Consider the following 23581-nt stretch of genomic DNA (forward strand, 5'->3'; position numbering starts at 1 on the left):
TCCCGTGGCGAACGTGCTCCCGGCGGAGAAGCGCGTGCGCGTTCTGGCTGCCCTGCTGGATGGCAACAGCATCCGGGCGGTCGAGCGCATGACCGAGGTCAACCACCGCACCATCACGCGCCTCCTGCTGGCGCTGGGTGCCGGCGCGGTGCGCCTGCATGACCGCCTCGTGCGAGACGTGCAGTGCAGCCTGGTTCAGGTGGACGAGATCTGGTCCTTCGTCCAGAAGAAGCAGTCCCGCGTGACCGAGAAGGACCCGCCCGACGTGGGCGAGGCGTACACCTTCGTGGCCATCGACGCGACGAGCCGCATGGTCATCTCCTGGCGCGTCGGCAAGCGCGAGCAGGCGACGACCGACGCCTTCATCGCTGACCTGCGGGCGCGCATGCTGGTCATGCCGCAGCTCACCAGCGACGGGTTCGCCCCGTACATCTCTGCCGTCGGGGCGTCCTTCGGCAAGACCATCGACTACATGCAGACGGTCAAGAACTACCGCTCCGGCAGCCGGGGTCGGCGCGACGATGACCACCGGTACGAGCCGCCGCGCGACCCGTTCATCACGAAGACGACCGTCTACGGCGCGCCCGACCCGGCCAAGGCGTCGACGTCGTATGTGGAGCGCCTGAACGGCTCCACGCGCCACAGCAACGGGCGCATGCGTCGCCTCTGCTACGCCTTCAGCAAGAAGGCTGACCACCACGCCGCAGCCGTGGCGTTGAACTACGTGGCGTACAACCTGACCCGCGTCATCCGCACGCTGCGCGTCACGCCCGCGATGCAGGCCGGCATCACCGACCACGTGTGGACGCTGGACGAGCTCCTGGACACGCTCCTGACCGAGGCGGAGGGGGCCGCCCCCGAGGCGAAGCCGCTCACTCATCGCGAGCCCTCCGCGCCGGCGCGGGCGCTCCCGAACAACCGGGGCTTCCTGCGCCTCGTGACCGAGCCGACGCCCGCGTTGAAGCAGCGCCGCAAGAGCGAGCCACCGCCTCCGCCGGCATCCCCGGTCCAGGCCGTTCCTCCGCCTCCTCCCGAGCCGCCGCCCGGCCCGGTCCAGTTGTCCCTGTTCGATCCCCCGGAGGGGTCGTGAGTGCTGCACTTCGCTTCCGCAGAGTGCTGTACTTTGAGCGCGAGTGCTGCACTTTGGGGCAAAGTGCAGCACCACCTGTCGGGAGCCTCCCGGGAGAGTTGAAACTCAACCCGGAGGCTGTCGAGAGCCTCCCGGGAGAGTTGAAACTCAACCCGGAGGCTGTCGAGAGGCACCGGTCAATTTTGACCAACCCGCCGCGGCCGACCTTGACGACCGGCGTAATTACAGGGGAAACGTCGACCGATCACCGGAGCGAGCGCGTAGCGACACCGAAGGCGCTGGAACGTCGAGATACGACGGCCCCCTTTCCGGTTGTCTTATTTCACTCTGGATGAAATGCCCGGTCGTGACCGCTTCGGTAACCCACACGGCGAAGGCATCGCGGCGTCGCCGCCTGGCAGCGGTTGCGGCCGGCCTGGGCGCGGGCGCTGGCCGTCTTCGGGTCGAAGATCCGGGACATGCACGGTGATCGGCGAGCCTGGCACGGCCGGGTGACGCGATTTGTGTTCGGGCCCGGGTCTGCTGACGCGACAATTCCGCCGCATGCCGCCGCCCTCCAGACCCTCCTTCGAGCTCACGAGCTCCCGCGTTGCGCAGCGCCACCCTGGCCTGGGACGCGTCCTCGGGGCGCTCGCGCTGCTCTCGATCGCCGGCCCCATGCTCGTCAGCGAGCTCGCCGCCGTCCTCGGGCGGAAGCTCGCCTCACCGCTGTTCGGCCAGATCGCCCGCGACGTCGGGGCCTGGCGTGGAGCCGGCATGCTCGCCGGCATCTTCCTCGCGCTGCTGAGCGCCGCCATCACCGCCGCTCCCCTCACCCGGCGCGGCACGGTGCGCGTGGCGGCCTGCGCGACCGGCCTGCGCCTCACCCGCGGCGCCGCGGCTCGCTGGATCCCGCGCGCCGCGATCCGCTCCGGCCTTGTCGTGCCCGAGCCGCGCTCCCACGTCACGCTGGAGCTCCGCGGCGGGCGGCTGCTCGAGGTGCAGGTCGAGCGCGAGGAGGAGGGCGCGCGGCTGCTCGCGGCCCTCGGCCTCGGCCCGGCGGCGCGGCGCGTGGCGGTCTCGCTCGGCAGCGCCAGCCGCGAGCTCGCGGCCGGCTGTGCCTTCCTGCTCGTCTCCATGCTCTGCTTCCACTGGGTGTTCTTGAGGGCCGACAGCTTCCGCGGCTCGCCCCTCGACTACGCCGCGTTCGCGGCGAGATGGCTTGTGCTCTCTCTGCTGCCTGCCTGGCTCATCAGCCGAGGCGCTCGCCCCACGCGGGTCGTGGTGGGCAGCGACGGCGTGCTCGTCGAGCGCGACTTCTCGCGCGACTGGCTCCCTTACACCGAGCTCACCGCGATCCAGACGCGCGACGACCGCCTCTTCCTGTTCCGACAGGGTCACGATGTCCCGGCCGAGCTCCGGGCGGGGCGCAGCCTGGCCGAGGCGCTCGCGCAGCGCATCCGCGAGGCGCACGAGCGCGCCGCGGGGGGCGCGGCCCCGCCAGGCGCCGAGGCGCTGGAGCGGCGCGGCCGCGATCCCGCGGCCTGGCGCGAGGATCTCCGCAAGATGCTCACCGCAGGCGACTACCGCGCGACCGGCCTGACGCCCGAGGACGTGCTCCACACCCTGGACGACGCCAGCGCCCCGCCGGATCGCCGGATCGGCGCTGCCCTCCTCCTGCGCGTCACCGGATACCCCGAGGCGCAAAGCCTCATCCGCGTCGCCGCCGAGTCCACGGCCGATGACGAGCTCCGCGCCGCGCTCGAGCGCGCTGCCGAGGACGAGCTCGACGAGGCATCGCTCTCGCGGACCGCACGCTGAGCCCCGCGCCGGGGGCCAGCACGCGCGCCGCGCGGTCCGCTCCTGCCGGGAGCCTCCCGGGAGAGCTGAAACTCGACCCCGAGGCGAGCTCGGGCGATCCGGCGTTCGACGAGCTCGGCGCTGGTCGCCTCGGCGGGCTCGCCGTAGGATGGCCGCGCTGCGAGGCAGACCGCATGGCGACGATCGTTCCCGACAAGAACAAGATCAAGAGCTTCCGTACCGAAGCCGAGCTCGAGGCGTGGCTGGCCGTAAACCACGCGCAGGAGACGGAGCTGTGGCTGAGGATCTACAAGAAGGGCTCCGGCGTGCCGACGGTGACCAACGCGCAAGCGCTCGACGTGGCGCTCTGCTGGGGATGGATCGACGGGATCCGAAAAGCCCTGGATGAAGCCTCGTTCTTGCAGCGGTACTCGCCGCGCAAGGCGCGGAGCGTCTGGAGTCAGATCAACCGCGACAACATCGCCCGCTTGACCGCCGCGGGGCGCATGACGCCCCACGGGCAGCGGCAGGTGGACGCGGCCAAGGCCGATGGCCGCTGGGATGCGGCGTACGCGCCGATGCGCAGCGCAACCCAGGACACCCTCCCCGACGATCTTCGCGCCGCGATCGAGGCGAACCCACGAGCTCACGAGACGTTTCGGACGCTCGGGCGACAGAACCTGTTCGCGCTGGCGTTCCGCGTGAGCAACATGAAGACGCCCGCGGGGCGCGCGAAGAAGATCGCGGATCTTGTGGCGATGCTGGCGCGCGGTGAGACCATCGTGCCGGAAGGGCGTCGACCGTCAAAGGCGCCCCGGTCCCCTGCGGAGTGAGCCGCCCTCGCCGATTCCGTCGGCGCCTGTCAATCGCAGCGGCAGTACAGACACCCAGGGTGGTGCGGGCCGGTGCCGCGATATCCGGCCCACCCTGTATTGCTGCACGTGCAGGGGTCATGAGGGCGGAGACAGCTGTCCAGCTTGCACGGCTGGTCCGGCGTCTCGATCGGCGAATCGCCGCTCGGGGTGTCCGCCGACGCGCCGTTCGCCGGAGCCTCGCCGGATGCCGGACTGTTCGCCGCCGGCTCCTCCACGTGCGCCGCGGGGCCCGCGGCGCCCATCCCCAGCGCGGAGAAGAGCGCCACAATCGAGAGGATCCATCGATTTCCCGAGGTCGGATCGAGGGGGCGAAAGGGCTCCGCCGGGAAGACAGGGAAGATCTGCTGCGGGCCGTTTATCGCAAGTCGGCGATGCCGCAGCGGCATGCTGTGCGTGGCCAGGTCGATCCGTTGAAATCGAGCAGCCGCCCCTCAGTACCGGCCGCCGAGCGCCGCGGCGGCGCCCCCGGGCAAGAGGACCCCATGCACGGCGGCGGCGGGCGAGGCGGCGTCGGGGCGGCGCAGCAGGAGCGCGGCCACGGCGCCGCCGAGCGCCGCCACGCCGACGCCGAACGCGATGTTCGCGGCGAGGACCTTGGTCCGCACGGCGTCGACGTCCGCCTCGGTGCAGCGCGGCGCGCAGGTCGTCCGCAGGCGTTCGGTGTCGGCGCGCGCGCTCAGGCCGAACGCCGCGTAGGCGACCCCGCCGACGACCGCGGCGCCGCCGAGCGCGATGGGCAGGAAGAGCGCGCTCGCGGGCGACGACGCGGCTCGGTCCTCGCGGGGCGCGAGCGCGCCCGCTTCCGGCGCGGCCGACCGGGCGAGCCGGGCCGAGACGCGGCGCAGCTTCTCTCCCTCGCGCACCACGAGCCGTAGCTCCACGGGAGCGCTGCCCGCGCGCTCGAAGCGGAGCACGCGCTCGCCCGGGTCGACCTCGACGGCCTTGCCGTCCAGCCGCGCGGCGAGGGGCGCGCCGTCGATCGTCAGCCGCACGTCGGCCACGTCGTGGCCCTGCTCGTCCTGGGCGCTCACGATCAGCGTCGGCACGCGCGCGGTGACGTCGGAGAGCCAGCCCGCGCAGTCCGACTGGACGAGGGCGGGACAGGCGGCGCCGCCGCACGCGATGAAGCGCGCACGCGCCTCGCGCAGCCGGCCTTCGTCGCGCAGGCGCTGGCCCTCCTCGGAGGCCGTGAAGCAGGCCTCGGCGTCGCCGGCCAGGGCGCGGGCCGGGTGGAGGCAGGCGAGGGCCGAGAGGGCGGCGGCGACGACGAGGGAGCGGCGAGGGGTGCGCTGGTTCATCCGGCCTCCGTCAGAAGCATTCGCGCTTGTAGCGCTTGTGGCCCTGTCCATCGATGACGAACGGTGGAGTGCACCCGTCGCGCGCCGGCTCGCGGCGTGGCGGCCGGCGCGGGCCGGGGCGGGCGGCCGGCGCGGCCCGCGCGGCGGGCGCGGCCTGCGCGCTCGCGGTGCCCGGCTCGGCTGACGTGCCCTGCGCGCTCGCGGTGCCCGGCTCGGCTGACGTGCCCGGCGCCACGACCGCGGCCCGCGCCCCCGGCACGCCCGTGCTGGCGCCGCCGGCCACGGACGGCGCCTGATGCGCGAGCGCACCCGGCCGCGCCGCGCCCCGCGCCCGCGCCGCCGCCGCCGCGACGCCGGCCTTCGCGCGCACGCGCAGCGGCGCCTCGGCGCGCGCGAGGCCGATCGCCGCCGCCGCGATGGTGAGCAGCGCGCCCGTCGCCGCGACCGCGCCCCAGCGCTGCCGGCTCGCGGCCTGCGGTGCGCTCGACGCGGCGGCCTCCGCCGGGCCTGCGGCGGCCTCCGCCGGGCCTGCGGCGGCCTCCGCCGGGCCTGCGGCGGCCTCCGCCGGGCCGGTCCCGAGCTCCGGCGCCGCGCTCGGGGTCGACGCCCTCGGCTCGATCGCGGCGATCAGCGCCGCGCGCTGCGCCAGCGACTCGCCCGCGAGCGAGGACACCCACCCGCCCACCTCCGAGGTCGACGCCGCGAGGCCGGTCGCCTCCAGCGCGAGCGCCATCGCGCGCGCCGTCGGGAACCGGTCCTCCGGACCGCGCGCGAGCGCGCGCAGCGTGATCGCCTCCAGCTCCGGCGGCACCCCGGGCCGGCGGGCGCTCGGCGGATCCACGCCCGCCTGCAGCAGCCGCAGGATGGAGAGCGCCTCGCCCCGCCCCTCGAACAGGCGCTCGCCCGTCAGCGTCTCCCACAGCACCACCCCGGCCGAGTACACGTCCGCGCGCCTGTCGAGCGGCTCGCCCGCGATCTGCTCGGGCGACATGTAGGCCAGTTTGCCCTTGATCTGCCCGTCGCGCGTGATCTGCGCCCGCCCGGCGGACTTGGCCACGCCGAAGTCGAGCACGCGCGCCACCCCGTCCTCGCCGACGAGCAGGTTGTGAGGCGATACGTCGCGGTGCACGAGGCCGAGCGGAGCGCCGTCCTCGGTGGTGGCCTCGTGCGCCGCGTGCAGCCCGTGGAGCGCGCCGGCGAGCACCGCGCACGTGATGCGCGGCGGGGGCGCGCCGCCGTCCCTCGTCGCCGCGCGGAGCAGGCGCGCCAGCGACTCGCCGTGCACGTACTCCATCACGAGCAGCACCTCGCCCCCGCTCGACACGACGTCGATCGTCGAGACGACGTTCGGGTGCCGGACGCGGGCCGCCACGCGCGCCTCGTCGAGGAGCATGGCCACGAGCTCGGGATCCCGGACGAACTGCGGGTAGAGCCGCTTGACCGCGACGGTCCGCCGGAACCCGGCCGCGCCGTGCTGGCGGCCGAGATGCACCGTCGCCATGCCGCCGGCCCCGATCTCGTCGAAGAGCAGGTAGCGGACGACAGCCGACGCGCCGCCCTGGGCCCGCAACATCGGCGCGACGATACCACGCCCGAGGCGGAGGTCGCGGCGACATGTCGGGTCGAGCGCCGCGCGCGCCGCATCTTCAGGTGGAACGCCGCGCGCGCAGGATCTGGAAGTACCGCCGCGCGATGCCCGACGCGGCCGCCGCGCTCCGGACATTGCCCCCGTGCTGCGCGAGGACGCGCTGCACGTAGCGCCGCTCGAAGTGCTCGACGATCCGCTCCCGCGCGCGCGGCAAGGGCAGGTCGAGCGCGAGGATCTCCTCGATGATGTCGTCCGATGTCGCAGGCTCGGCGCCCTCGCCGGCCCCGGCGCCCGCGGCCGACGCCGGGGGCACGGGCGTGGACGGCGGCATCGCCGCGGAGGCGGGCCCGCCCGCCTGGGCCGTCGACGCGGGCCCGCCCGGCTGGGCCGTCGACGCGGGCCCGCCCGGCTGGGCCGTCGACGCGGGCCCGGCCGACGAGGCCGGCGCGCCCGCCGAGGTCAGCCCGGCCCGCGTGGTCTCGATCGGCGCGGCCTCGCCGAGCGCCACGCGGCGCGCCACGGCGTTGTAGAGCTCGCGCACGTTGCCCGGCCAGTCGTAGTCCGAAAGCCGCTCGCTGAACCCCTGCGGGAACGGCGCCCCGCGATCCGCGAGCTGCCGCCAGAGGTGGTGCGCGAGCACCGTCACGTCGCCCCGCCGCTTGCGCAGCGGCGGCAGCTCGATCCGGGCCACCGCGAGCCGGAAGAACAGATCATCCCGGAACCGGCCCGCCTGGATCTCGCGCTCCAGATCGCGCCGCGTCGCCGCGAGCACCCGGATGTCGACGCGGATCCACCGGTTCGAGCCGACGCGCTGCACCTCCGATCGCTGGATGGCGCGCAGGAGCTTGGCCTGCAGGGCGAGATCGAGATCGCCGATCTCGTCGAGCAGCAGCGTGCCGCCGTGCGCCTCCTCGAAGACGCCGCGGCGGGCCTCGTTCGCGCCGGTGAAGGCGCCGCGCTCGTGACCGAAGAGCGCCGACTCCACGAGCGTCGGCGGCACCGCTGTGCAGTCGAACACGACGAACGGCCCGGCCGCCCGCACCCCTTGCTCGTGGATCGCCTCCGCGAGCACCTCCTTGCCGGTCCCCGTCTCCCCCTCGATGACGACAGGGACGCTCGAGGCCGCGAGTCGCTCGCACAGCGGATAGAGCCGCCGCATCTCCTCGCTGGCGCCGACGAGCTTGCCGAAGCGCACGGCGCGCGACAGCTCCGCCGCCTGCGTCACGCCGAGCGCCTCGACGCGGAGCACGGTCTCGCCGATCCTGACGAGCTCGCTGCCCTGCAGGTACGCGTCGCCGACGCGGATCCCCTGGACGAAGGTGCCGTTTGTCGAGCCGAGATCGGTGACGCGCAGGCGGTCGCCGGCGAGCTCGAAGGCGGCGTGGCGGCGCGAGACGAGCCGGTCGGTCAGCGGGATGTCGCAGGCGGGGCTGGTGCCGGCGAGCACGCGCGCGGGCAGCCCCGGCGCCACGGTGAACCGGAGGCCCTCGTCCGGGCCGGCCATGACGGAGAGGGCGAAGCTCTCGGCCGCGGCCGCGGTGGGGCGCATCGGCCCCGGCAGGAGCTCGGTGGCTGCGGCGTCGTCGTCGTTCCACGGGGGCATACCCCCATCTCATCAGGCCTCCGCGCCGGCGTCACGCGGCGCCGCCGCGTGACCGTTCACACGCCGGCGAGGCGGGGCCCCGAGCGCAACGCGATCTCGCCGGGGTGTTACCGATCGTAACGCCACATCGCGGCATCGAGATCAACCGCGCCTCTTCCGGGAATGAAACATGTCGTCTCTTGAGCCCCGTTGTGGCACCGTGGGCGGCGAGTGTAAGTGACATAGCATTGGACGAGGATCATGCGGAAAATTCTTTACGCACTTCTGTTTCTATCGATCACCGCCTGCGGCGATGATTCACCCGGAACCGCGGCGACGAGCGGCGCGACGACCGGTTCGGGAGGCGCGACGAGCTCCAGCAGCACGGAGGCTTCCGGCAGCACCGGAGTTGGCGGCAACGACGCTGGAGGGGGCGGCTCGACCGCGACCGGGACCGGCGGAGCCGGTGGCGAGGGTGGCGCAGGTGGCGCAGGTGGCGAGGGCGGCGAAGGCGGCGGCGGTGAAGGTGAGAAGCGCTGGGTCGGGACCTGGACGACCGGTCCGCAGCTGACCGAGCCGGGCAACAACCCGCCCGCGCCGGGCCTCGCCAACAACACCCTGCGTCAGGTCGTGTACACCTCGATCGGAGGCAGCAACGTGCGGCTGCTGCTCTCGAACGAGTTCGGCGACGGGCCGGTGACGATGAGCTCCGTGCACATCGCCGACTCGACGACCGCCGACGGCATCGAGGCGAGCACCGACAAGGCTTTGACCTTCGAGGGCGCCGCGTCGGTGACGATCCCGGTGGGCAAGACCGTCTTTTCCGATCCGATCGACTACGCGCTCAAGCCCCTCAGCAAGCTCGCGGTGACCATCCGGTTCGGCAGCGTCCCGGCCGGCATCACCGGGCACCCGGGCTCACGGACGAACTCGTACATCCAGACCGGCGATGGGGTCTCGTCGCCGACGCTGTCGTCGCCGGTGAGCACCGCTCACTGGTACTACATCACGGGCCTCGACGTCATGGCCGGCCCCTCGGCCGCGGCGATCGCCATCCTCGGCGACTCGATCACGGACGGCCGCGGCTCGGTCACGGACGGGAACACGCGCTGGCCGGACTTCCTGTCTCGCCGGCTGCGGGCCAATCCCGGGACCGAGGACGTCGCCGTGCTGAACCTGGGGATCGGCGGGGGCACCGTGCTGGCCGGCGGGCTCGGGCCGACCGCCAAGCTGCGCTACCAGCGCGACATCCTGGACCAGCGCGGGGCTCGCTGGGTCATCATTTTCATCGGCGTGAACGACATCGGCAACGACAGCGCGCCGCCCGTCGCCGACGGTCTGATCGCGGCCTATGGCGAGTTCATCGACAAGGCGCACGCGAAAGAGATGCTCGTTTACGGCGTGCCCATCCTGCCGTTCAAAGGCAACGGGTACTACTCCGACGCGCACGAGGCCACCCGTAAGACGGTCAACACCTGGATCCGCACGAGCGACAAGTTCGACGCGGTCATCGATATGGATCCGGCGGTCGTCGACCCCAGCGATCCTACAAAGCTGCAGGATAGCCTCGACTTCGAGAATGATGGGCTGCACCTGAACCCGACTGGCCTGGAGGCGATGGCGAATGCCATCGACCTCTCGCTGTTCACGAGCAAGTAAAGCGGACGCCGATCGCGGGGGGAGCCCGGTCGGGCGCGCGGAGCTCCGAGCTCCCGCGCGCCCGGCGAAGACCCCCGCTCCGCCGGCGAGGAAGGCGCCTCGACCCTCGCGTGGCGCCACGATCGGTAACTCCCGGTGACCTCGCGCCAGGATCTGTAACGCAGAAAACTGAATTGTTTCACATTGACGCGTTGCGGCGTATTTCCGCACGTGTTCAGCCGTTCCGGTCCTGAGTAGCCTTGCTCCCATGCGCGGAGGAGACGACGCGGAGGCCGGCGCGACGCGCGAGCTCACGCCGCTCGTCCGGAAGGCGCTGCGCCGCGACGTTCACGCGGGCGCGCCCGGGGCACGGCGCGGGCCCGAGGTGGCGCCGTGAGCCGGATCCTGCTTGTCGAGGACGAGGTCGTCATCCGGACGGAGCTCCGGCGGCTGCTCGCGCGCCACGGGCACGACGTTGTCGAGGCGGGGTCGATCGCCGAGGCCGAGGCGGCCGACGATCTGCGCGCGTTCGAGCTGGTGCTCGCCGACGTGCGTCTGCCCGGCGCGCCGGGCACGGAGCTCGTCGGCCGGTGCGGCGGCGCGCCGGTCGTGCTCATGACGAGCTACGCCACCGTGAAGGCGGCCGTCGACGCGGTGAAGCGGGGTGCCGCGGATTACCTCTCGAAGCCGTTCGATCACGCCGAGCTCGTCGCCCTCGTCGAGCACCACCTCGCCGGCGCGCGCTCCGGGCAGAGCGCGCCCGCGGAGAGCGCGGCGCGCCCATCGTCGCCCGCGCCTTCGTACCCGCCTTCATCCATGCCGCTCGCGCCTCCCTCCATGCCGCCCCCGTCGGCCTCGATGGCGCCTGCGCCTTCGTACCCGCCGCCCGCGTCGGCCTCCATGCCGCCCGCCCCGGACGACGACGAGCTCGAGGGCATGATCGGCGGCTCGGCGGCCATGCGGGAGGTGTTCGCGCGGGTGCGCAAGGTCGCGCCGAGCGAGGCGACGCTGCTCGTGCTCGGCGAGAGCGGCACCGGCAAGGAGACGCTCGCCCGCGCCGTGCACCGGCTGAGCCCGCGGCGGCAGTTCGCGTTCGTCCGGGTCGACTGCGCGGCCATCCCGGAGGGGCTGATCGAGGGCGAGCTCTTCGGCTACGAGCGCGGCGCCTTCGCGGGCGCGCTCTCGGCGCGCGCGGGGCTCTGCGAGGCCGCGGAGGGCGGGACGCTCCTGCTCGACGAGATCGGCGAGCTGCCGGCGCGGGTCCAGGCGCGGCTCCTCCGCTTCCTGCAGACGGGCGAGGTGCGGCGCGTGGGCGCGACGCAGGCCCGGCGCGTCGATGTGCGCCTCATCGCCGCGACGCACCGGGATCTCGCGGCGATGGTGCGCCAGGGGTCGTTCCTGAGCGATCTCTACTTCCGGCTGCGGGTCCTCGAGATCCGCCTGCCGCCGCTGCGCGAGCGGCCGGGCGACGCGGTGCGCATCGCGGAGTCGCTGCTCACGCGGCGCGCGCGGACGACGGGCCACCTGCCGCTCGCGCTGTCGCCGGAGGCGCGCGCCGCCATCGCGGCGGCCCCCTGGCCGGGCAACGTCCGCGAGCTGGAGAACGCCATCCACCGCGCCATGGTCCTCGCCGAGGGCAGCCGGATCGGGGTGGCCCTGCTCGGGCTCGACGACGCGCCGCAGCCCGCGGCGCCCGCTCCCGCCTCGGCCGCGCACGAGAGCGAGCCCCCGTCCGACTCGCTCGAGGGCTATTTCCGCCGCTTCGTCCTCGAGCACCAGCACGAGCTGACCGAGACGGAGATCGCCCGCCGCCTGGGCATCAGCCGCAAGGCCCTCTGGGAGCGGCGCCAGCGCCTCGGCATCCCTCGGCCGCGCTCCTGAGCCGCCGGTCGACCGCGCCGCGCCGCGCGGGTCGCTGCGATCCGTGCGTTACCGATCGTAGCGCCGCGCCGACGGGTGTTACCGGACGTAGCGCGCCCTCGCCAAGCAGGATACTCCGCGCGATCTCTCGCCGGTAGAACGTGTATTCTCTCGGTCCCTCGGTGAATCGAAGACTCTTGGCTTGGCAGGGTCAACATGCGTAGTTTGCTTTTGATTTCAGGTGTCTGCGCGATCATTTTGGCGGGCTGCGCCAGCGAGCCGAGCGGCTCGGGCACCAGCTCGACGACCGGCGGTACGTCCAGCAGCGTGAGCGGCGGCACGCCCGGCTCCGGCGGCGGCGGCTCCGGCGGTCAGGCAACGAGCGCCAGCACGGGCGATGGCGCGAGCTCCTCTGGCTCCGGCGGCGGCGGCGGCGGCTCCGGCGGAAGCGGCGCGGGCGGAAGCGGCGGCAGCGGCGCGGGCGGCGCGGCTGGCTCCGGCGGAGGCGGCTCCGGCGGAGGCGGCTCCGGCGGAAGCGGCGCGGGCGGAAGCGGCGGCAGCGGCGCGGGCGGCTCCGGCGGCAGCGGCGCGGGGGGCGACGGTGCCGGCGGCAGCGGTGGAGACGGCTCCGGTGCCGGCGGCAGCGGCGGAGACGGCGGCAGCGGCGGAGACGGCGGCAGCGGTCCGGGCGTGCTTTCGGGGCTGCCGGTCCCGCCTGGCGGAGGCGTGGCCAGGCCGTCCGGCACCCCGGGGAACCTGGTCGTGATCAACTGGGCGGGATTCAGGGGCGCCGTCTCGTACTCATTCGACGATGCCCAGCCGTCGCACATCACCCATTACGCGGCGCTCCAGGCCGAGGGCGTCCCGATGACGTGGTACCTCAACAGCGGGAGGAGCGGCCTGGCGAACTTCGACGCGACGTGGACGCGGGCGGCCGCGGACGGCCACGAGCTCGGCAACCACACGGCGCACCACTGCCACGCCAACATGACCGAATGCGCGGGCGGGTCGGCCGGCAGCCTGCTCGCGGAGATCGACGAGTGCACGAGCTACATTGAAGAGCACTACGGTCAGCAGGTCTGGACGATGGCCTCTCCCTTCGGGGACGCGGGCTGGAGCAGCCCCGCGCAGTCAAGGTTCTTCCTGAACCGCGGCGTCCAGGGGGGGACCATCGCCCCGAACGACAGCTCGAACCCGTGGAATCTGCCGACCAAGATGGCGAACGGGGGAGAGAGCGCGAGCACGTTCAACGCCGACATCGACGCGGCGAGGTCGGGCGGCAGGTGGGTCATCTTCCTGTTCCACTCGATCCTCCCGGGGGACAACTGGTACGCGGGGGTCCAGCTGTCGAGCGTCACCGGGAGCATGAGGCACGGCAAGGCGCTCGGCGACGTGTGGCTCGACACGGTGGTCAATGTCGGCGCGTACTGGGCCGGCCAGAAGGCGCTCTCGTCGGCCATGCGCGCCACGTCCGGCAGCAACACGACCTGGACATGGACGCTGCCGGATCACTTCCCGCCGGGCAAGTTCGTGCGCGTGAAGGTGGACGGCGGCACGCTCAGGCAGGGTGGCCGCGCGCTCGCGTGGGACGACCACGGTTATTACGAGGTCGCGCTCGACGAGCGCTCGCTCACCCTGTCACCGTAGCGGGCCCCCACGCGAATCACGTTGATGAAGCGTTGTGCTGTCACCTTTCTGTTCGCGCTGGCGGGCTGCGGCTCATCGAGCGACAACGGCCCAGCTCGGGCGGCGCGGGCGGCGCGAGCAGCTGGGGCAGCCTGGCCAGCGCTGGGAGCGGGGGGTGAAGGTGGCTCGGCGAGCACGGGAGAAGGGGGGGCCAACCCCCCAGCCGTTCAACATCAGCGTGCAGACGGTCGTCGGCGAGAACGGGCAGGGGATTCGCGCCCTCAAGAAGGGCGCGACCGACACCGGCGAGATCGGCATGCAAGACCGTATCGGCGGGTCGTGTCGGTGGTCAGACGTCCGTGCGGGGGGCACCTTCGCTCCACGGCGCGCGCGGCGACGGGGTGACTTTCACCCGCTCCGTCGGTAACCTCTCCCGTCCCAGGGAGGAACTCTCGCGATGCCGACGCTGCTCATCGTCCCCGGCTACACCGGCTCCGGCCCTCGCCACTGGCAAACGCTCTGGGAGCAGAAGCTCGCTTTCGCGCGCCGCGTGGAGATGCCGGACTGGGATCACCCTGACCGGGGCGCGTGGGTCGAGGCGCTCGACCGGGCGGTCGCCGGCAGCGCTGAGCCCCCGGTGCTGATCGCGCACAGCTGCGGCGTGAGCGCGGTGGTCCACTGGGCGGCCCTGGGCGCGCGGCCCGTGCGCGCTGCGCTGCTCGTCGCGCCGGCCGACACCGAATCGCCGAGCTACCCGCGCGCAGCGCTGACGTTCCATCCCTTGCCCGGCGTCAGGCTCCCGTTCCCCTCGATCGTCGTCGCCAGCTCGAACGATCCCTACTGCACCCTGGGGCGAGCCGAAGCCCTCGCGCGCGTCTGGGGGAGCCGGTTCATCAATGTGGGGCCGTCCGGGCACATCAACGTCGACGCCGGCTTCGGGCCCTGGCCCGAGGGCGAGCGGATCCTCGCCGCGCTGGCAGGCGAGCCCGCTGACGTGGTGCAGCAAACCTTCCTCGTGGAGCCGGTGTCAACGCGTGTGTGCTCGTGATCTCCTCGTCCGGGGTGCTCTGGTGGAGGCGGAGGTCGCACACGGCAATTTCCGCTGCCGCTGGTGCGGTGCTCGTCCGTGCTCGAGGGCACGGCGCAGCTCCTTCACGAGGTGGGCGCGGTCACCCGGACGCTCCGCGTCGGCGCCGGCCTTTCGATTCGATGATCAGGTCGCCGCGATCCGGAGATTGCAGGAGGTGTGAGCCGTGGCGAAGCGCTGAACCTGGTGCATCTCCCTGCCGCCGTTCCACCCGAGCGCCTGGCGGCGACGGGGCGCCTCGCCGCGCTCGTGGCGGAGCACTCGACCTTCGTGTGGCGCTCGCTGGTGCGGCTCGGCGTGCCGCGCGCCGACGCGGAAGACGCGGTGCAGCAGGTCTTCCTCGTGGTGGCCCGGAGGCTGGGGGAGATCGAGCTCGGCCGGGAGTCGGCGTTCCTGTTCAGCACGGCGCTGCGGATCGCCTCGCGCGCGCGGAGGACGCAGCAGCGGCGCCGGGAGGTCTTCGAGGAGGAGCCCCGCGAGCGCGTCGACCCGGCGCCGGATCCCGAGGAGATGATGGATCGCGCCCGCGCCCGCGCGGCGATCGACGCCATCCTCGACACGATGCCGCTCGATCTGCGCGCAGTCTTCGTGCTGTTCGAGCTGGAGCAGATGACGATGGCGAGCATCGCGGTGATGCTCGATCTGCCGGCGGGTACGGTCGCCTCCCGCCTTCGCCGCGCGCGCGAGCACTTCCAGGCTGCCGTGCGGCGGCTCGAGGCGCGGGCCCATTTTCGAGGTGAGTGCAATGAGTGATCCTGAGCGCCTCCTGGACCAGAAGGAGAGTGAGCTGCAAACGATGCTCCTCCGCGCGGCGCTCGACGAGAGCCCGCCGATCGGCCTGACCCGGCGTACGCTCGTCGCGCTCGGCGTCACCGCCGCCGCGACGGGCGCGTGCAGCGCGGCAGCGGCGATGGGGGCGGGCGGCGCGGTGGGGACGGGCGGCGTCGCGGCGGGCGGCGCGGTGGGGACGGGCGGCGTCGCGGCGGGCGGCGTCGCAGGGGTGGGCGGCGTCGCAGGGGTGGGCGGCGTCGCAGGGGTGGGCGGCGTCGCAGGGGTGGGCGGCGCGGTGGGGGCGGGCAGCGTCGCGGCGAGCGGCGTCGCGGCAGGAGGCGCGGTGGGGACGGGCGGCGTCGCGGGGACGGGTGGCGTCGTGGCGGGCGCGGTCGCCGCGCTGAAGCTGGCGGGCATGGGCGGGCTCTTGAGCGCATTCGGCATCGGCGCGGTAGCGGGGATCATCTCGCTCGGGGTCGCGGAATGGACGAGCGTCGACGCGCCGGCGCCGGCGCCGGCGAACCAGGCTCAGAAAGCGCCCGGCGCGCCGTCGCCGCTCGCCGCGCCGCCCGCGTCCGGCCCGGCCAGGACGGAGCCGGCGCCCGTCCCGGAGGAGCGCGCGGCCGAGGAGCCGCCCCCGCCCGCCGCGACGGCGGCGGGCAGCCCCCGGGCGCGCGAAAGGAGCGCGCGGACGCTGGCCTCCGAGCTGGCGTTGCTCGACAAGGCGCGGCGCGCGCTGCGAAGCGGCGATACGGCGGCCGCCCTCGCGCTGCTGGCGCGCCACGCGCGCGAGTTCGCCGACCCTCAGCTCGCCGACGAGGCCGCCGTGATCCGCGTCGAGGCGCTGGCGAGCAAGGGAGATCGCGCGGGCGCAAACGCGGCGGCGCGGCGCTTTCTCCAGGAGCATCCAGGCAGCCCTCACGCCGATCGTGTCGAATCGGCAGCCGGCATCAACGCGCGCGGCGAGAGCGTGATCCCGAGGAAGAAGCTCGGAGATTGATCCGGCAGGACGCTCTGTCATGAGGCTCTTCCATGCCCTGACGCCACTCTGCTGCTCTTCGGCGCTCGCGCTCCTCAACGCCGCGTGCGGGATCTCGATCCTGGGCTATGGCCCCGGCAATGACGGCGGCGGCGGTGACCATGGCACCGGCACACGGAGCGGCCCGGGAGCCGGAGGCAGCACGGGCGCTGGCTCGGTGGAGATCTCGGACTGCGAGGCTGGGTACAACGAGATCAGCGATGGAAGAGGCGGCGTGAACGTCGAGCAGGTCTGCCCGCTGCTCGTGGACAGGTCGGTCTCGCTGGCGGCCTTCACGTCGGCCCTCTATCCGCTGCTGCGCGCGAGCTGCTCCAGCTGCCACAGCACCGAGACCCGCGCCACCGCGCCCCTCATCGCCGACGTCGACGCCGAGCTGGCGCACGAATACGCGCTCACGCGCGTGAGCTTCAAGCAGCCGGCGGACTCCAAGCTCGTCGTCCGCATGGGCGTCGACCGGCACGCTTGCTTCGGATCGAACTGCATGGATGCGAACCGGCAGATGCTCCAGGCCGTCCAGGCGTGGGCCGCCGCTGTCGCGCCGACCCTCCCGGAGGCGCCGCGCCCCGTCCCGATGGACGAGGAGATCTCCGGGATGGACGTGACGGGCTGGATCGAGGCGGACAGGGCCGGGATCCCGGCGGCCGACGCGGAGTTCATCAAGTACGCCTCGCTGCACGAGCTCCACAACGCCGGCGTCTCCGCGGACGAGCTCAACGTGGCTCGCGTGGCGCTGTCGAAGGCGCTGAACTCCACCGCGCGCTGGGCGCCCGAGGTCGCGAACCCGGTGGACATCAACGGCAAGGGCATCGTGTACCGCTTCGATACCCGCGACTACTGGGGCTACAACAAGGGCGTCACAAGGCTCCATTTCGGCGGCTCGGACGACGACGTCTTCTTCGGGTACACGACCGTCAACTACCTGGGCGAGCCGGTCGGCAGCGACGTCACGACGAAGGAGAAATACGGCTACACGGCGGAGGTCCAGCGAGACCCGAGCTTCGCGCGGCTTGTGTGGGGGCGCGTCCTCGCGGGCAACGTCGAGGGCGCCTCGGCCGGCAATCCGCTGCCGCCCTTCGTCGATGGGTTCAAGACGGATTACATCGAGGCCAGCCAGCTGGTGTTCACGCTGACCCGTCCGGACGTGTACAGCGCGATCATGGCCATCCCCTGGTACGCGCACGATCTCGAGGCCGAGCTCGGCGTGATCAAGGACGAGGGCATGAAGTCGTACGAGTACATGGTGACGAAGGAGGCCCACCCCATCGACTCCCGCATGTACTGGCGCGCCAGGACGACGAGCGGCGGGTATTACTGGAAGACGTGGGACGTCTGGACCGGGCAGCTCGCTGACGGCGTGAAAACGATCGAGGAAGCGTACGCGACGGGGCAGATCCGGTTCCCCTTCTGGGCGTACCCGATCCCGAAGTTCGTCAGCGGGACAGGCGGCGGCGTGGCGCCGGCGACGTTCAGCTTCATCGCGACCCTGGCGCAGCCGTTCAACTCGACACCGCCCGGGTGCGACCCGCAGCCGAGCTACGCCGGCGCGCAGTTCTCCAACTGCCGCTACTACACAGGGACCGACGGGATGCAGCAGTCCGAGGAGGCGGTCATCTGGGATCTGCCGAACGGCTTGCAAGGGTACGCCCTCTGGGGCGGCTTCGGCCAGCGCCGGATCGATTCGATGGTCAACGCCGTGCGAGATCCCCGCCTCCACCGGGGCCTCACGGACGCGAGGCTGGCGAGCGAGATCGGCTATGCCATTCCGGACCGCCGCCAGAACGTCGGCAGCTCGTGCATCGGCTGCCACGCGGACGGCGTGAGCCGCGGGGACAACGATCTGCGCGACTGGCTGGACAGCGGAGGCCCGCTCCCGGCCGGGGAGCGCGGGGTCGACCGGTGGATCGACGACGAGCAGACCGTGGCGCAGGTCAGGGAGCTGTACCCCCCCTCCAGCGTGATGAGGCCGAAGATGGAGGACGACCGTCGCGGCTTCCTGGCGGCGATGGCGAAGATCAAGCGCGACATGATCCTGGGCGAGGACAAGAACGTGTACGTGGAGCCCGCCATCTGGACCATCGAATGGGCGCAGAGCTTCTACCGCTACCCGGTCACCACGTCGAACTGACGTCGTTCGCCCGCCGCTCTCCCGTCGCCCAGGGTCAGTCCGGCGGGAGCAGGGCGAGCAGCGCCCTGGCGGTGACCTTCTTGTCGGAGACGAGCACGCTCCGGATGAGCCTCGGGCTCCCCGTGACCTTCTCGCCCAGCGCCTCGCCTGGAAGTTCGAGCCGGCAGGCCATGAGGCGCTGTCGGTACCGGGAGAGGAGCGCGTCGCAGTCGCGATAGAAGCGGGTGCTGCCATCGTTCGCGAGAAAGAGGAGGCGAGACGCGCGGGCGTTCTGCGGGCTCTCCGGGGCCTTCCTGGCCAGCGCATCCAGCCCCTTCTGCTCGCTGGCGAGCTTGTCGGCGATGAGCTCGAGGCCGTGGCAGGCGTGCTCGGCCAGGAGCGCATTGCGAAGCTCCGTGGCCAGCGCCTCGGTCATCGGGAGGCTCGCCACCCGGTTTCGACCGCTCTCCCACAGCAACCCTGCGTGCTTCGTGAGGAGGGTGGACACCGCGTCGTGGCGCGGATCGGCGACGAGATCTTTCGGCAGCTTGAGCACAGGCACCTCGACGCGTACGCTACCAGACCGGGCGCCGGCTGACGACCACCGCACCGGCGAGGCGCGCTTTTGCGCTCCCTCGCTTGCTGGGCGGCGCGGAGGCGTGGATTGCTGTAGAACGACGGCTCAAAGGACGCTGCTGGCTCCCACCCGCCACGAGGTTCGCCGATGAAGTTCGCCTTCGACAACACCTACGCCCGGCTCCCGGACCGCTTCTACGCGCGCGTCTCGCCCGCCCGGGTCCGCGAGCCGCGCCTCGTGAAGGTCAACCGCGCGCTCGCGGAGGTGCTCGGGCTCGACGCCGAGCAGCTCGCTTCGGCGGAGGGGGCGCAGGTGCTCGCGGGCAACGCGCTGCCGGAGGGCGCGGAGCCGATCGCGCTCGCGTACGCCGGGCACCAGTTCGGCAGCTTCGTCGGGCAGCTCGGGGATGGTCGGGCCATCCTGCTCGGCGAGGTCGTCGGCAAGGACGGCAGGCGACGCGACATCCAGCTCAAGGGCGCGGGGCGGACGCCGTTCTCGCGCGGCGGAGACGGGCGCGCCGCCCTCGGGCCCGTGCTGCGCGAGTACGTCGTCAGCGAGGCCATGGCGGCGCTCGGTGTGCCGACGACGCGCGCGCTCGCCGCCGTGACGACGGGCGAGCCGGTCTATCGCGAGGAGGTGCTCCCCGGCGCGGTGCTCACGCGCGTGGCCGCGAGCCACATTCGCGTGGGCACGTTCCAGTTCTTCGCCGCGCGCAATGACCGCGAGGCGCTGGCCACCCTCGCCTCGTACGCGCTCGCCCGGCACCACCCCGAGGCGGTGGGCAGCGGCAACGACGCGCTGGCGCTGCTCGATCGCGTCGTCGAGGCGCAGGCCAGCCTCGTAGCGCGCTGGCTGGGGGTCGGCTTCGTGCACGGCGTGATGAACACCGACAACACGTCGATCTCGGGCGAGACCATCGACTACGGGCCGTGCGCGTTCCTCGACGAGTACGATCCTGCGAAGAAGTTCAGCTCGATCGATCGGGGCGGTCGCTACGCCTTCGGGAACCAGCCGCGCATCGCCCAGTGGAACATGTTGCGCCTCGCCGAGGCGCTCTTGCCTCTCCTGGCCGACGACCAGGAGGAGGCCATCCGCGTGGCGACCGAGCGCGTGGAGCGCTTCACCGGCCTGTTCGTGGAGGCGCACGAGCGCGTCCTGCGCGCCAAGCTGGGGCTCGCGCGCGAGGAGGACGAAGATCCCGCGCTCGCCGCCGATCTGCTGGAGCGCCTCGCGTCGAACGGCGTCGATTACACGGTCTTCTTCCGCCGGCTCTGCGCTTCCGCGGCCGACCCCGCCGCCGACGCGCAGGTGGCCTCGCTGTTCGCGGAGCCCGGCGCCTTCCGCGACTGGGCCGAGGGGTGGCGCCGGCGGCTCGCCAGGGAGGACGTCGACGGCGGAGCGCGCGCGAGCGCGATGCGGCTCGTCAATCCGGCGTTCATCCCGCGCAATCATCGGATCGAGGCGCTCATCCAGGCTGCCGTTCTCCGGAACGACCTCGAGCCCTTCGAGACGCTCGTGCGGGTGCTCGCGCGACCGTACGAGGATCAGCCGGAGAACGCCCATCTGAGCGAGCCCCCGCGGCTGGACGAGCGCGTACAGCACACGTTCTGCGGGACGTGACGGCGGATCGCACCCGGGGGCCTCACTCCCTCCGGTCGACGTCTCGGGTGAGGGTGGCCGTCAGTCGGCCACGAAGCCTTTCCATCGCCGCAGGTACCCGGCGAACGTCTCGGAGACGCCGCGCTCGTACAGCTCGGCGCGCGTGAGCGGCGGCCGCCGCGGTTGCCACGCGGGGTCGGCGATCCGCTGTGGCCAGTCGGGGTTGACGATGGCGGCGCGCCCCAGCGCGACCGCGGTGGCGCCCTTGTCGAGGAGCGCCTCGGCCTCGGCGCGCGTCCAGACGCCGCCGGCGGCCACGAGCGGCAGGCTCGCCCCGACCGCCTCGCGGAACAGCGGCAGCGGGTGCGTGTCCGGGCGCTTCTGCGAGGGCTTGCTCGAGTCCCACAGCGAGAGGTGGAGGAAGTCGGCGCCGTCCTCGGCGAGCCAGCGGGCGAGCGTGAGGTTCTCGTCGAGGTCGAGCCCCCTGGCCTGGCCCCAGTCCTCGGGCGACAGGCGCACGCCGACCACGAAGGACGCGGGCACCGCGGCGCGGATCGCCCGGAGGGTCTCGCGCAGGAGGCGAGCCCGGTTCTCCCACGCGCCGCCCCAGCGATCCGTGCGGCGGTTCTGGGTGGCGGACAGGAACTGGCCGAGGAGGTAGCCGTGGGCCCCGTGCAGCTCGACGCCCGCGAAGCCGGCGGAGAGCGCCCGCGTCGCGGCGTCGCGGAAGCGGCCTTTGGCGAGGAGGATGTCCTGCTCGGTGGCGGCGCGGGGGACGGGGAGGTCCGGCTCGGCGACGGCGCTGGCGCTCCACGTGGGCACGCCGGATACCTCGGGATTGGCGCGGAGGCCGCCGTGAAAGAGCTGGACGAGGCCCAGCGCGCCGTGGGCGGCGATCTCGGTCGCGAGCCGGCGCAGGCCGGGCAGCAGCCGGTCGGCGAAGACGCCGAGCTCGCCCTGCCAGGCCTGGCCGTCCTCGGCGACGTGGGCGGCGCAGGTCTCGACGACGCCGAAGCCGCCCTGCGCGCGGCAGGAGAGCCAGCGCAGCTCGTCGTCGCCCAGGGAGCCATCGTCGTGGCTTTGCCCGTTCGTGAGCGGGGCGAGCCAGACGCGGTTCCTGGCGGTGAGGCCGTTCGGGAAGGAGAAAGGGGAGAGCAGCGGTGAGGTCACGGGCAGGTGTTTAGCACTCGCCCCGACCGGAGCGCTATCGCCGGCCGGTCTTGCCGAGCAGCTCGCCGAGAGACGCGACCTCGCGCTCCGGGAAGCTCCTCCTCCGGCTCGAGGAAGCATGCACGATGTCCCAGTCTAGAGCGTGCGGGCTCCACGCCGTCCGTCCGAGGTGAGCGCGTCCCGCAGCTTTGTCCTGTCGATCGCGGCGGACGGCAGCCACTCCACGATGCCGTCGATGGCCCGCTCGATGGCGATGGAGTCGGCGCCGTCGCTGAGGAGGTACTCCTCCGCGACGATCTGTCGTGGCACGTCGAGCGCGAGCAGCGCCGCCGCAATGACAACGCCGGTCCGGTCTCTTCCCGACGTGCAGTGTACGTAGACAGGCCAGGCGAGCTCGGGGGTCGCGAGCACCGAAAGGGCCTTGCCGAGCCAGCTCCTCACCCGGCGCTGCCGCGTGTCGTAGTTCTCGACGTCATCGTCCGCGGCGACATGTACATACGTGACCCCTGTGAGATGACCAGGATCGGGGCCGCGTCGGAGATTCAGTATCGTACCGGGGGAGCCGAGGTCGCTGGCCGTCGTCATGAGGTCGAATCGCCCGCCGCGGAGCAGTCGGCCCGCTGGGATCGGCGATACGTCGAACCAGAGGCCGAGGGCTTCGCCCACATCTCGGTAGTTGGTGGGTTGGAACATCGCGCTCAACCGCCGGCCTCCATGGCCGTCCGCCATATCGGCGGGGCCGGGGGGAAGCAAGATCCTCTCGCTCGAATGCGATGAACGGCCGGTGGACGTCGACTCTCACCATCGCGTCCTTCGCGGAAGCGCGTGGCGAAATGTCGCAGTGGGGCAGGTGTGCAGGTCGCGCGTGGGAGATGACGGCGGGGGATGAGGTGCCGTCGTCGGCCGCCGGCGCGTTCGTGCAAACTCCTCGCGTGCGCTTCATCCAGCCAGCGCTCGGCTCGAACGCCTGGATCGCGCTTTGCAATCGCACGCATCATGAATCAACACGCTGCGCTCGGATTGGGAGTCATGGGTCTCGCGCTGACGCTCGGCTGCGCCGGCGAGACTGGAACGGTCGAGGCGCTCGACGAGAGCGCCCATGAATTTTCGACGGCGCCGGGGGAGCCGAACCACGAGGAGATCACCAGCACCGCGCTGGCGTTCCTGAAGCCTGCCGTGCTGAAGGCCCTGATCGCCGGCAACGTGTCCACGGACCCCACGTTCCTTCTCTTCAATGCCGCCCACTTCGATGACTGCAACTTCAGCGGAGGCGCCGCCTTCGTCGCCGAGTACCAGGCCAGGGCCGTGAAAGCGCTGGGCCCGGGCATCGCGCTGCTGGACGGAGATGCCCTGGCCCTGCTGGCCTTCTCCCGCTCGCTGCACGCGGTGCAGGACTTCTACTCCCACACGAACTGGGTCGAGCTCGGCGGCGACGCCCTCGTGGATCAGTCGCTCACCGCTTTCCCCCGGCTCACGCCGTACTCGGCGATTCCGTCGACGGGCTTCGTCGTCGTGCAGGGCGACAAGCCGAGGCAGACGGCCTTGGTTCGCGACGCCGATGCCCCGTACCCGGAGTACGCGGTCGTGACGGTCCGCCACCGGCGGACGACCGCCCATGGGCTCGTCTCGGGTACGGTCCACTACGAGCCAGGCGACGACTGTCCGGCCCCTGTCGCGATGACGCACGACGAGCTCAGCAAGGACAAGAGCTCGTTGCCGGATCGCGCGGCGCAGCATGAGGCGGCGAAGTCGCTCGCGATCCAGCAGACACGCCATGAGTGGTGCCGGCTCAATCAGCTCGCTCACGATGCGTGGGGCGATGCCGGAACCGCGCGCCTCGCGACGTGGGTGGCCGACCCGAGCTCGGCGCCCGACTGCACCGCCGAGTGACGGTCCTC

Annotated in this window: 20 protein-coding genes; 13 read left to right on the forward strand and 7 right to left on the reverse strand. The window is 72.5% G+C overall.

Going from position 1 to position 23581, the window contains the following annotated elements; genetic code table 11:
• The first annotated feature begins 4 nt into the window (after window positions 1–4).
• The 3 genes from WMF17_RS13695 (at window position 5) to WMF17_RS13705 (ending at window position 3702) form a co-directional block, all read left to right on the forward strand.
• Window positions 5–1090 carry a transposase gene (locus WMF17_RS13695; protein ID WP_437649827.1) on the forward strand — a complete coding sequence of 362 codons (1086 nt, stop codon included), beginning with the start codon at window positions 5–7 and terminating at the stop codon, window positions 1088–1090.
• A gap of 543 nt (window positions 1091–1633) precedes the next feature.
• A complete protein-coding gene (locus WMF17_RS13700; RefSeq protein ID WP_437649829.1) occupies window positions 1634–2890 on the forward strand; it encodes a hypothetical protein in 1257 nt (418 codons plus the stop codon).
• 173 nt (window positions 2891–3063) lie between these two features.
• On the forward strand, window positions 3064–3702 hold the full coding sequence (locus WMF17_RS13705; protein ID WP_437649831.1) for a YdeI/OmpD-associated family protein: 639 nt from the start codon (window positions 3064–3066) through the stop codon (window positions 3700–3702).
• Between the two features lie 29 nt (window positions 3703–3731).
• Here the strand turns inward: WMF17_RS13705 and WMF17_RS13710 are convergent, their stop codons facing one another.
• The 4 genes from WMF17_RS13710 to WMF17_RS13725 form a co-directional block, all read right to left on the reverse strand.
• Window positions 3732–4010: a hypothetical protein gene (locus tag WMF17_RS13710; protein WP_437649832.1), complete on the reverse strand. Its 279-nt coding sequence runs from the start codon at window positions 4008–4010 to the stop codon at window positions 3732–3734.
• A gap of 165 nt (window positions 4011–4175) precedes the next feature.
• Window positions 4176–5042 (reverse strand): hypothetical protein, encoded by an 867-nt coding sequence (locus tag WMF17_RS13715; RefSeq protein ID WP_437649834.1) that lies wholly within the window; start codon window positions 5040–5042, stop codon window positions 4176–4178.
• 10 nt (window positions 5043–5052) lie between these two features.
• Window positions 5053–6615, reverse strand: a complete 1563-nt coding sequence (locus WMF17_RS13720; RefSeq protein WP_437649836.1) for a serine/threonine-protein kinase — start codon at window positions 6613–6615, stop codon at window positions 5053–5055.
• Window positions 6616–6688: 73 nt separating this feature from the next.
• Window positions 6689–8233: a sigma 54-interacting transcriptional regulator gene (locus WMF17_RS13725; RefSeq protein WP_437649838.1), complete on the reverse strand. Its 1545-nt coding sequence runs from the start codon at window positions 8231–8233 to the stop codon at window positions 6689–6691.
• A 240-nt stretch (window positions 8234–8473) separates the two neighbouring features.
• On the opposite strand from WMF17_RS13725, the gene WMF17_RS13730 reads away from it, so the two are divergent.
• The 8 genes from WMF17_RS13730 to WMF17_RS13765 all read left to right on the forward strand — a co-directional run bounded on the left by WMF17_RS13730 (window position 8474) and on the right by WMF17_RS13765 (window position 18358).
• Window positions 8474–9871 carry an SGNH/GDSL hydrolase family protein gene (locus WMF17_RS13730; protein WP_437649840.1) on the forward strand — a complete coding sequence of 466 codons (1398 nt, stop codon included), beginning with the start codon at window positions 8474–8476 and terminating at the stop codon, window positions 9869–9871.
• A gap of 247 nt (window positions 9872–10118) precedes the next feature.
• On the forward strand, window positions 10119–10247 hold the full coding sequence (locus WMF17_RS13735; RefSeq protein WP_437602498.1) for a hypothetical protein: 129 nt from the start codon (window positions 10119–10121) through the stop codon (window positions 10245–10247).
• Entirely contained in the window at window positions 10244–11731 is a 1488-nt protein-coding gene (locus tag WMF17_RS13740; RefSeq protein ID WP_437649842.1) for a sigma-54-dependent transcriptional regulator, read from the forward strand. Before WMF17_RS13735 ends, WMF17_RS13740 begins: the two co-directional genes overlap by 4 nt.
• A gap of 306 nt (window positions 11732–12037) precedes the next feature.
• Window positions 12038–13357, forward strand: a complete 1320-nt coding sequence (locus tag WMF17_RS13745; RefSeq protein WP_437602500.1) for a polysaccharide deacetylase family protein — start codon at window positions 12038–12040, stop codon at window positions 13355–13357.
• 436 nt (window positions 13358–13793) lie between these two features.
• On the forward strand, window positions 13794–14384 hold the full coding sequence (locus WMF17_RS13750) for an RBBP9/YdeN family alpha/beta hydrolase (RefSeq protein ID WP_437602501.1): 591 nt from the start codon (window positions 13794–13796) through the stop codon (window positions 14382–14384).
• Between the two features lie 198 nt (window positions 14385–14582).
• Window positions 14583–15176 (forward strand): RNA polymerase sigma factor, encoded by a 594-nt coding sequence (locus WMF17_RS13755; RefSeq protein WP_437602502.1) that lies wholly within the window; start codon window positions 14583–14585, stop codon window positions 15174–15176.
• Window positions 15169–16194 (forward strand): hypothetical protein, encoded by a 1026-nt coding sequence (locus tag WMF17_RS13760; RefSeq protein ID WP_437649844.1) that lies wholly within the window; start codon window positions 15169–15171, stop codon window positions 16192–16194. Before WMF17_RS13755 ends, WMF17_RS13760 begins: the two co-directional genes overlap by 8 nt.
• 19 nt (window positions 16195–16213) lie before the next feature.
• Window positions 16214–18358, forward strand: coding sequence for a hypothetical protein (locus WMF17_RS13765; protein ID WP_437649845.1), 2145 nt, complete (start codon window positions 16214–16216; stop codon window positions 18356–18358).
• Window positions 18359–18392: 34 nt separating this feature from the next.
• Here the strand turns inward: WMF17_RS13765 and WMF17_RS13770 are convergent, their stop codons facing one another.
• Window positions 18393–18899, reverse strand: coding sequence for a hypothetical protein (locus WMF17_RS13770; RefSeq protein WP_437602505.1), 507 nt, complete (start codon window positions 18897–18899; stop codon window positions 18393–18395).
• Window positions 18900–19061: 162 nt separating this feature from the next.
• Between WMF17_RS13770 and WMF17_RS13775 the strand changes: the two genes are divergently transcribed.
• A complete protein-coding gene (locus WMF17_RS13775) occupies window positions 19062–20534 on the forward strand; it encodes a protein adenylyltransferase SelO (RefSeq protein ID WP_437649847.1) in 1473 nt (490 codons plus the stop codon).
• Window positions 20535–20594: 60 nt separating this feature from the next.
• Here WMF17_RS13775 and WMF17_RS13780 read toward each other — a convergent pair whose 3' ends face one another.
• Together WMF17_RS13780 and WMF17_RS13785 are read right to left on the reverse strand one after the other, a co-directional pair.
• On the reverse strand, window positions 20595–21683 hold the full coding sequence (locus WMF17_RS13780) for a HisA/HisF-related TIM barrel protein (protein ID WP_437649849.1): 1089 nt from the start codon (window positions 21681–21683) through the stop codon (window positions 20595–20597).
• A gap of 135 nt (window positions 21684–21818) precedes the next feature.
• A complete protein-coding gene (locus WMF17_RS13785) occupies window positions 21819–22376 on the reverse strand; it encodes a tyrosine-protein phosphatase (RefSeq protein WP_437651342.1) in 558 nt (185 codons plus the stop codon).
• Between the two features lie 336 nt (window positions 22377–22712).
• Between WMF17_RS13785 and WMF17_RS13790 the strand changes: the two genes are divergently transcribed.
• A complete protein-coding gene (locus WMF17_RS13790; RefSeq protein ID WP_437649851.1) occupies window positions 22713–23573 on the forward strand; it encodes a hypothetical protein in 861 nt (286 codons plus the stop codon).
• Window positions 23574–23581 lie beyond the last annotated feature (8 nt).

Source organism: Sorangium sp. So ce362, from assembly GCF_051519845.1.
Taxonomy (GTDB): domain Bacteria; phylum Myxococcota_A; class Polyangia; order Polyangiales; family Polyangiaceae; genus Sorangium.

Bases quoted from the DNA above. Each gene is read 5' to 3' on its own strand.
- WMF17_RS13785 (WP_437651342.1), bottom strand. From the start codon at position 22,376: ATGTTCCAACCCACCAACTACCGAGATGTGGGCGAAGCCCTCGGCCTC.
- WMF17_RS13700 (WP_437649829.1), top strand. From the start codon at position 1,634: ATGCCGCCGCCCTCCAGACCCTCCTTCGAGCTCACGAGCTCCCGCGTT.
- WMF17_RS13725 (WP_437649838.1), bottom strand. From the start codon at position 8,233: ATGCCCCCGTGGAACGACGACGACGCCGCAGCCACCGAGCTCCTGCCG.
- WMF17_RS13790 (WP_437649851.1), top strand. From the start codon at position 22,713: ATGGGTCTCGCGCTGACGCTCGGCTGCGCCGGCGAGACTGGAACGGTC.
- WMF17_RS13720 (WP_437649836.1), bottom strand. From the start codon at position 6,615: ATGTTGCGGGCCCAGGGCGGCGCGTCGGCTGTCGTCCGCTACCTGCTC.
- WMF17_RS13775 (WP_437649847.1), top strand. From the start codon at position 19,062: ATGAAGTTCGCCTTCGACAACACCTACGCCCGGCTCCCGGACCGCTTC.
- WMF17_RS13760 (WP_437649844.1), top strand. From the start codon at position 15,169: ATGAGTGATCCTGAGCGCCTCCTGGACCAGAAGGAGAGTGAGCTGCAA.
- WMF17_RS13735 (WP_437602498.1), top strand. From the start codon at position 10,119: ATGCGCGGAGGAGACGACGCGGAGGCCGGCGCGACGCGCGAGCTCACG.
- WMF17_RS13715 (WP_437649834.1), bottom strand. From the start codon at position 5,042: ATGAACCAGCGCACCCCTCGCCGCTCCCTCGTCGTCGCCGCCGCCCTC.
- WMF17_RS13705 (WP_437649831.1), top strand. From the start codon at position 3,064: ATGGCGACGATCGTTCCCGACAAGAACAAGATCAAGAGCTTCCGTACC.
- WMF17_RS13750 (WP_437602501.1), top strand. From the start codon at position 13,794: ATGCCGACGCTGCTCATCGTCCCCGGCTACACCGGCTCCGGCCCTCGC.
- WMF17_RS13730 (WP_437649840.1), top strand. From the start codon at position 8,474: ATGCGGAAAATTCTTTACGCACTTCTGTTTCTATCGATCACCGCCTGC.
- WMF17_RS13765 (WP_437649845.1), top strand. From the start codon at position 16,214: ATGAGGCTCTTCCATGCCCTGACGCCACTCTGCTGCTCTTCGGCGCTC.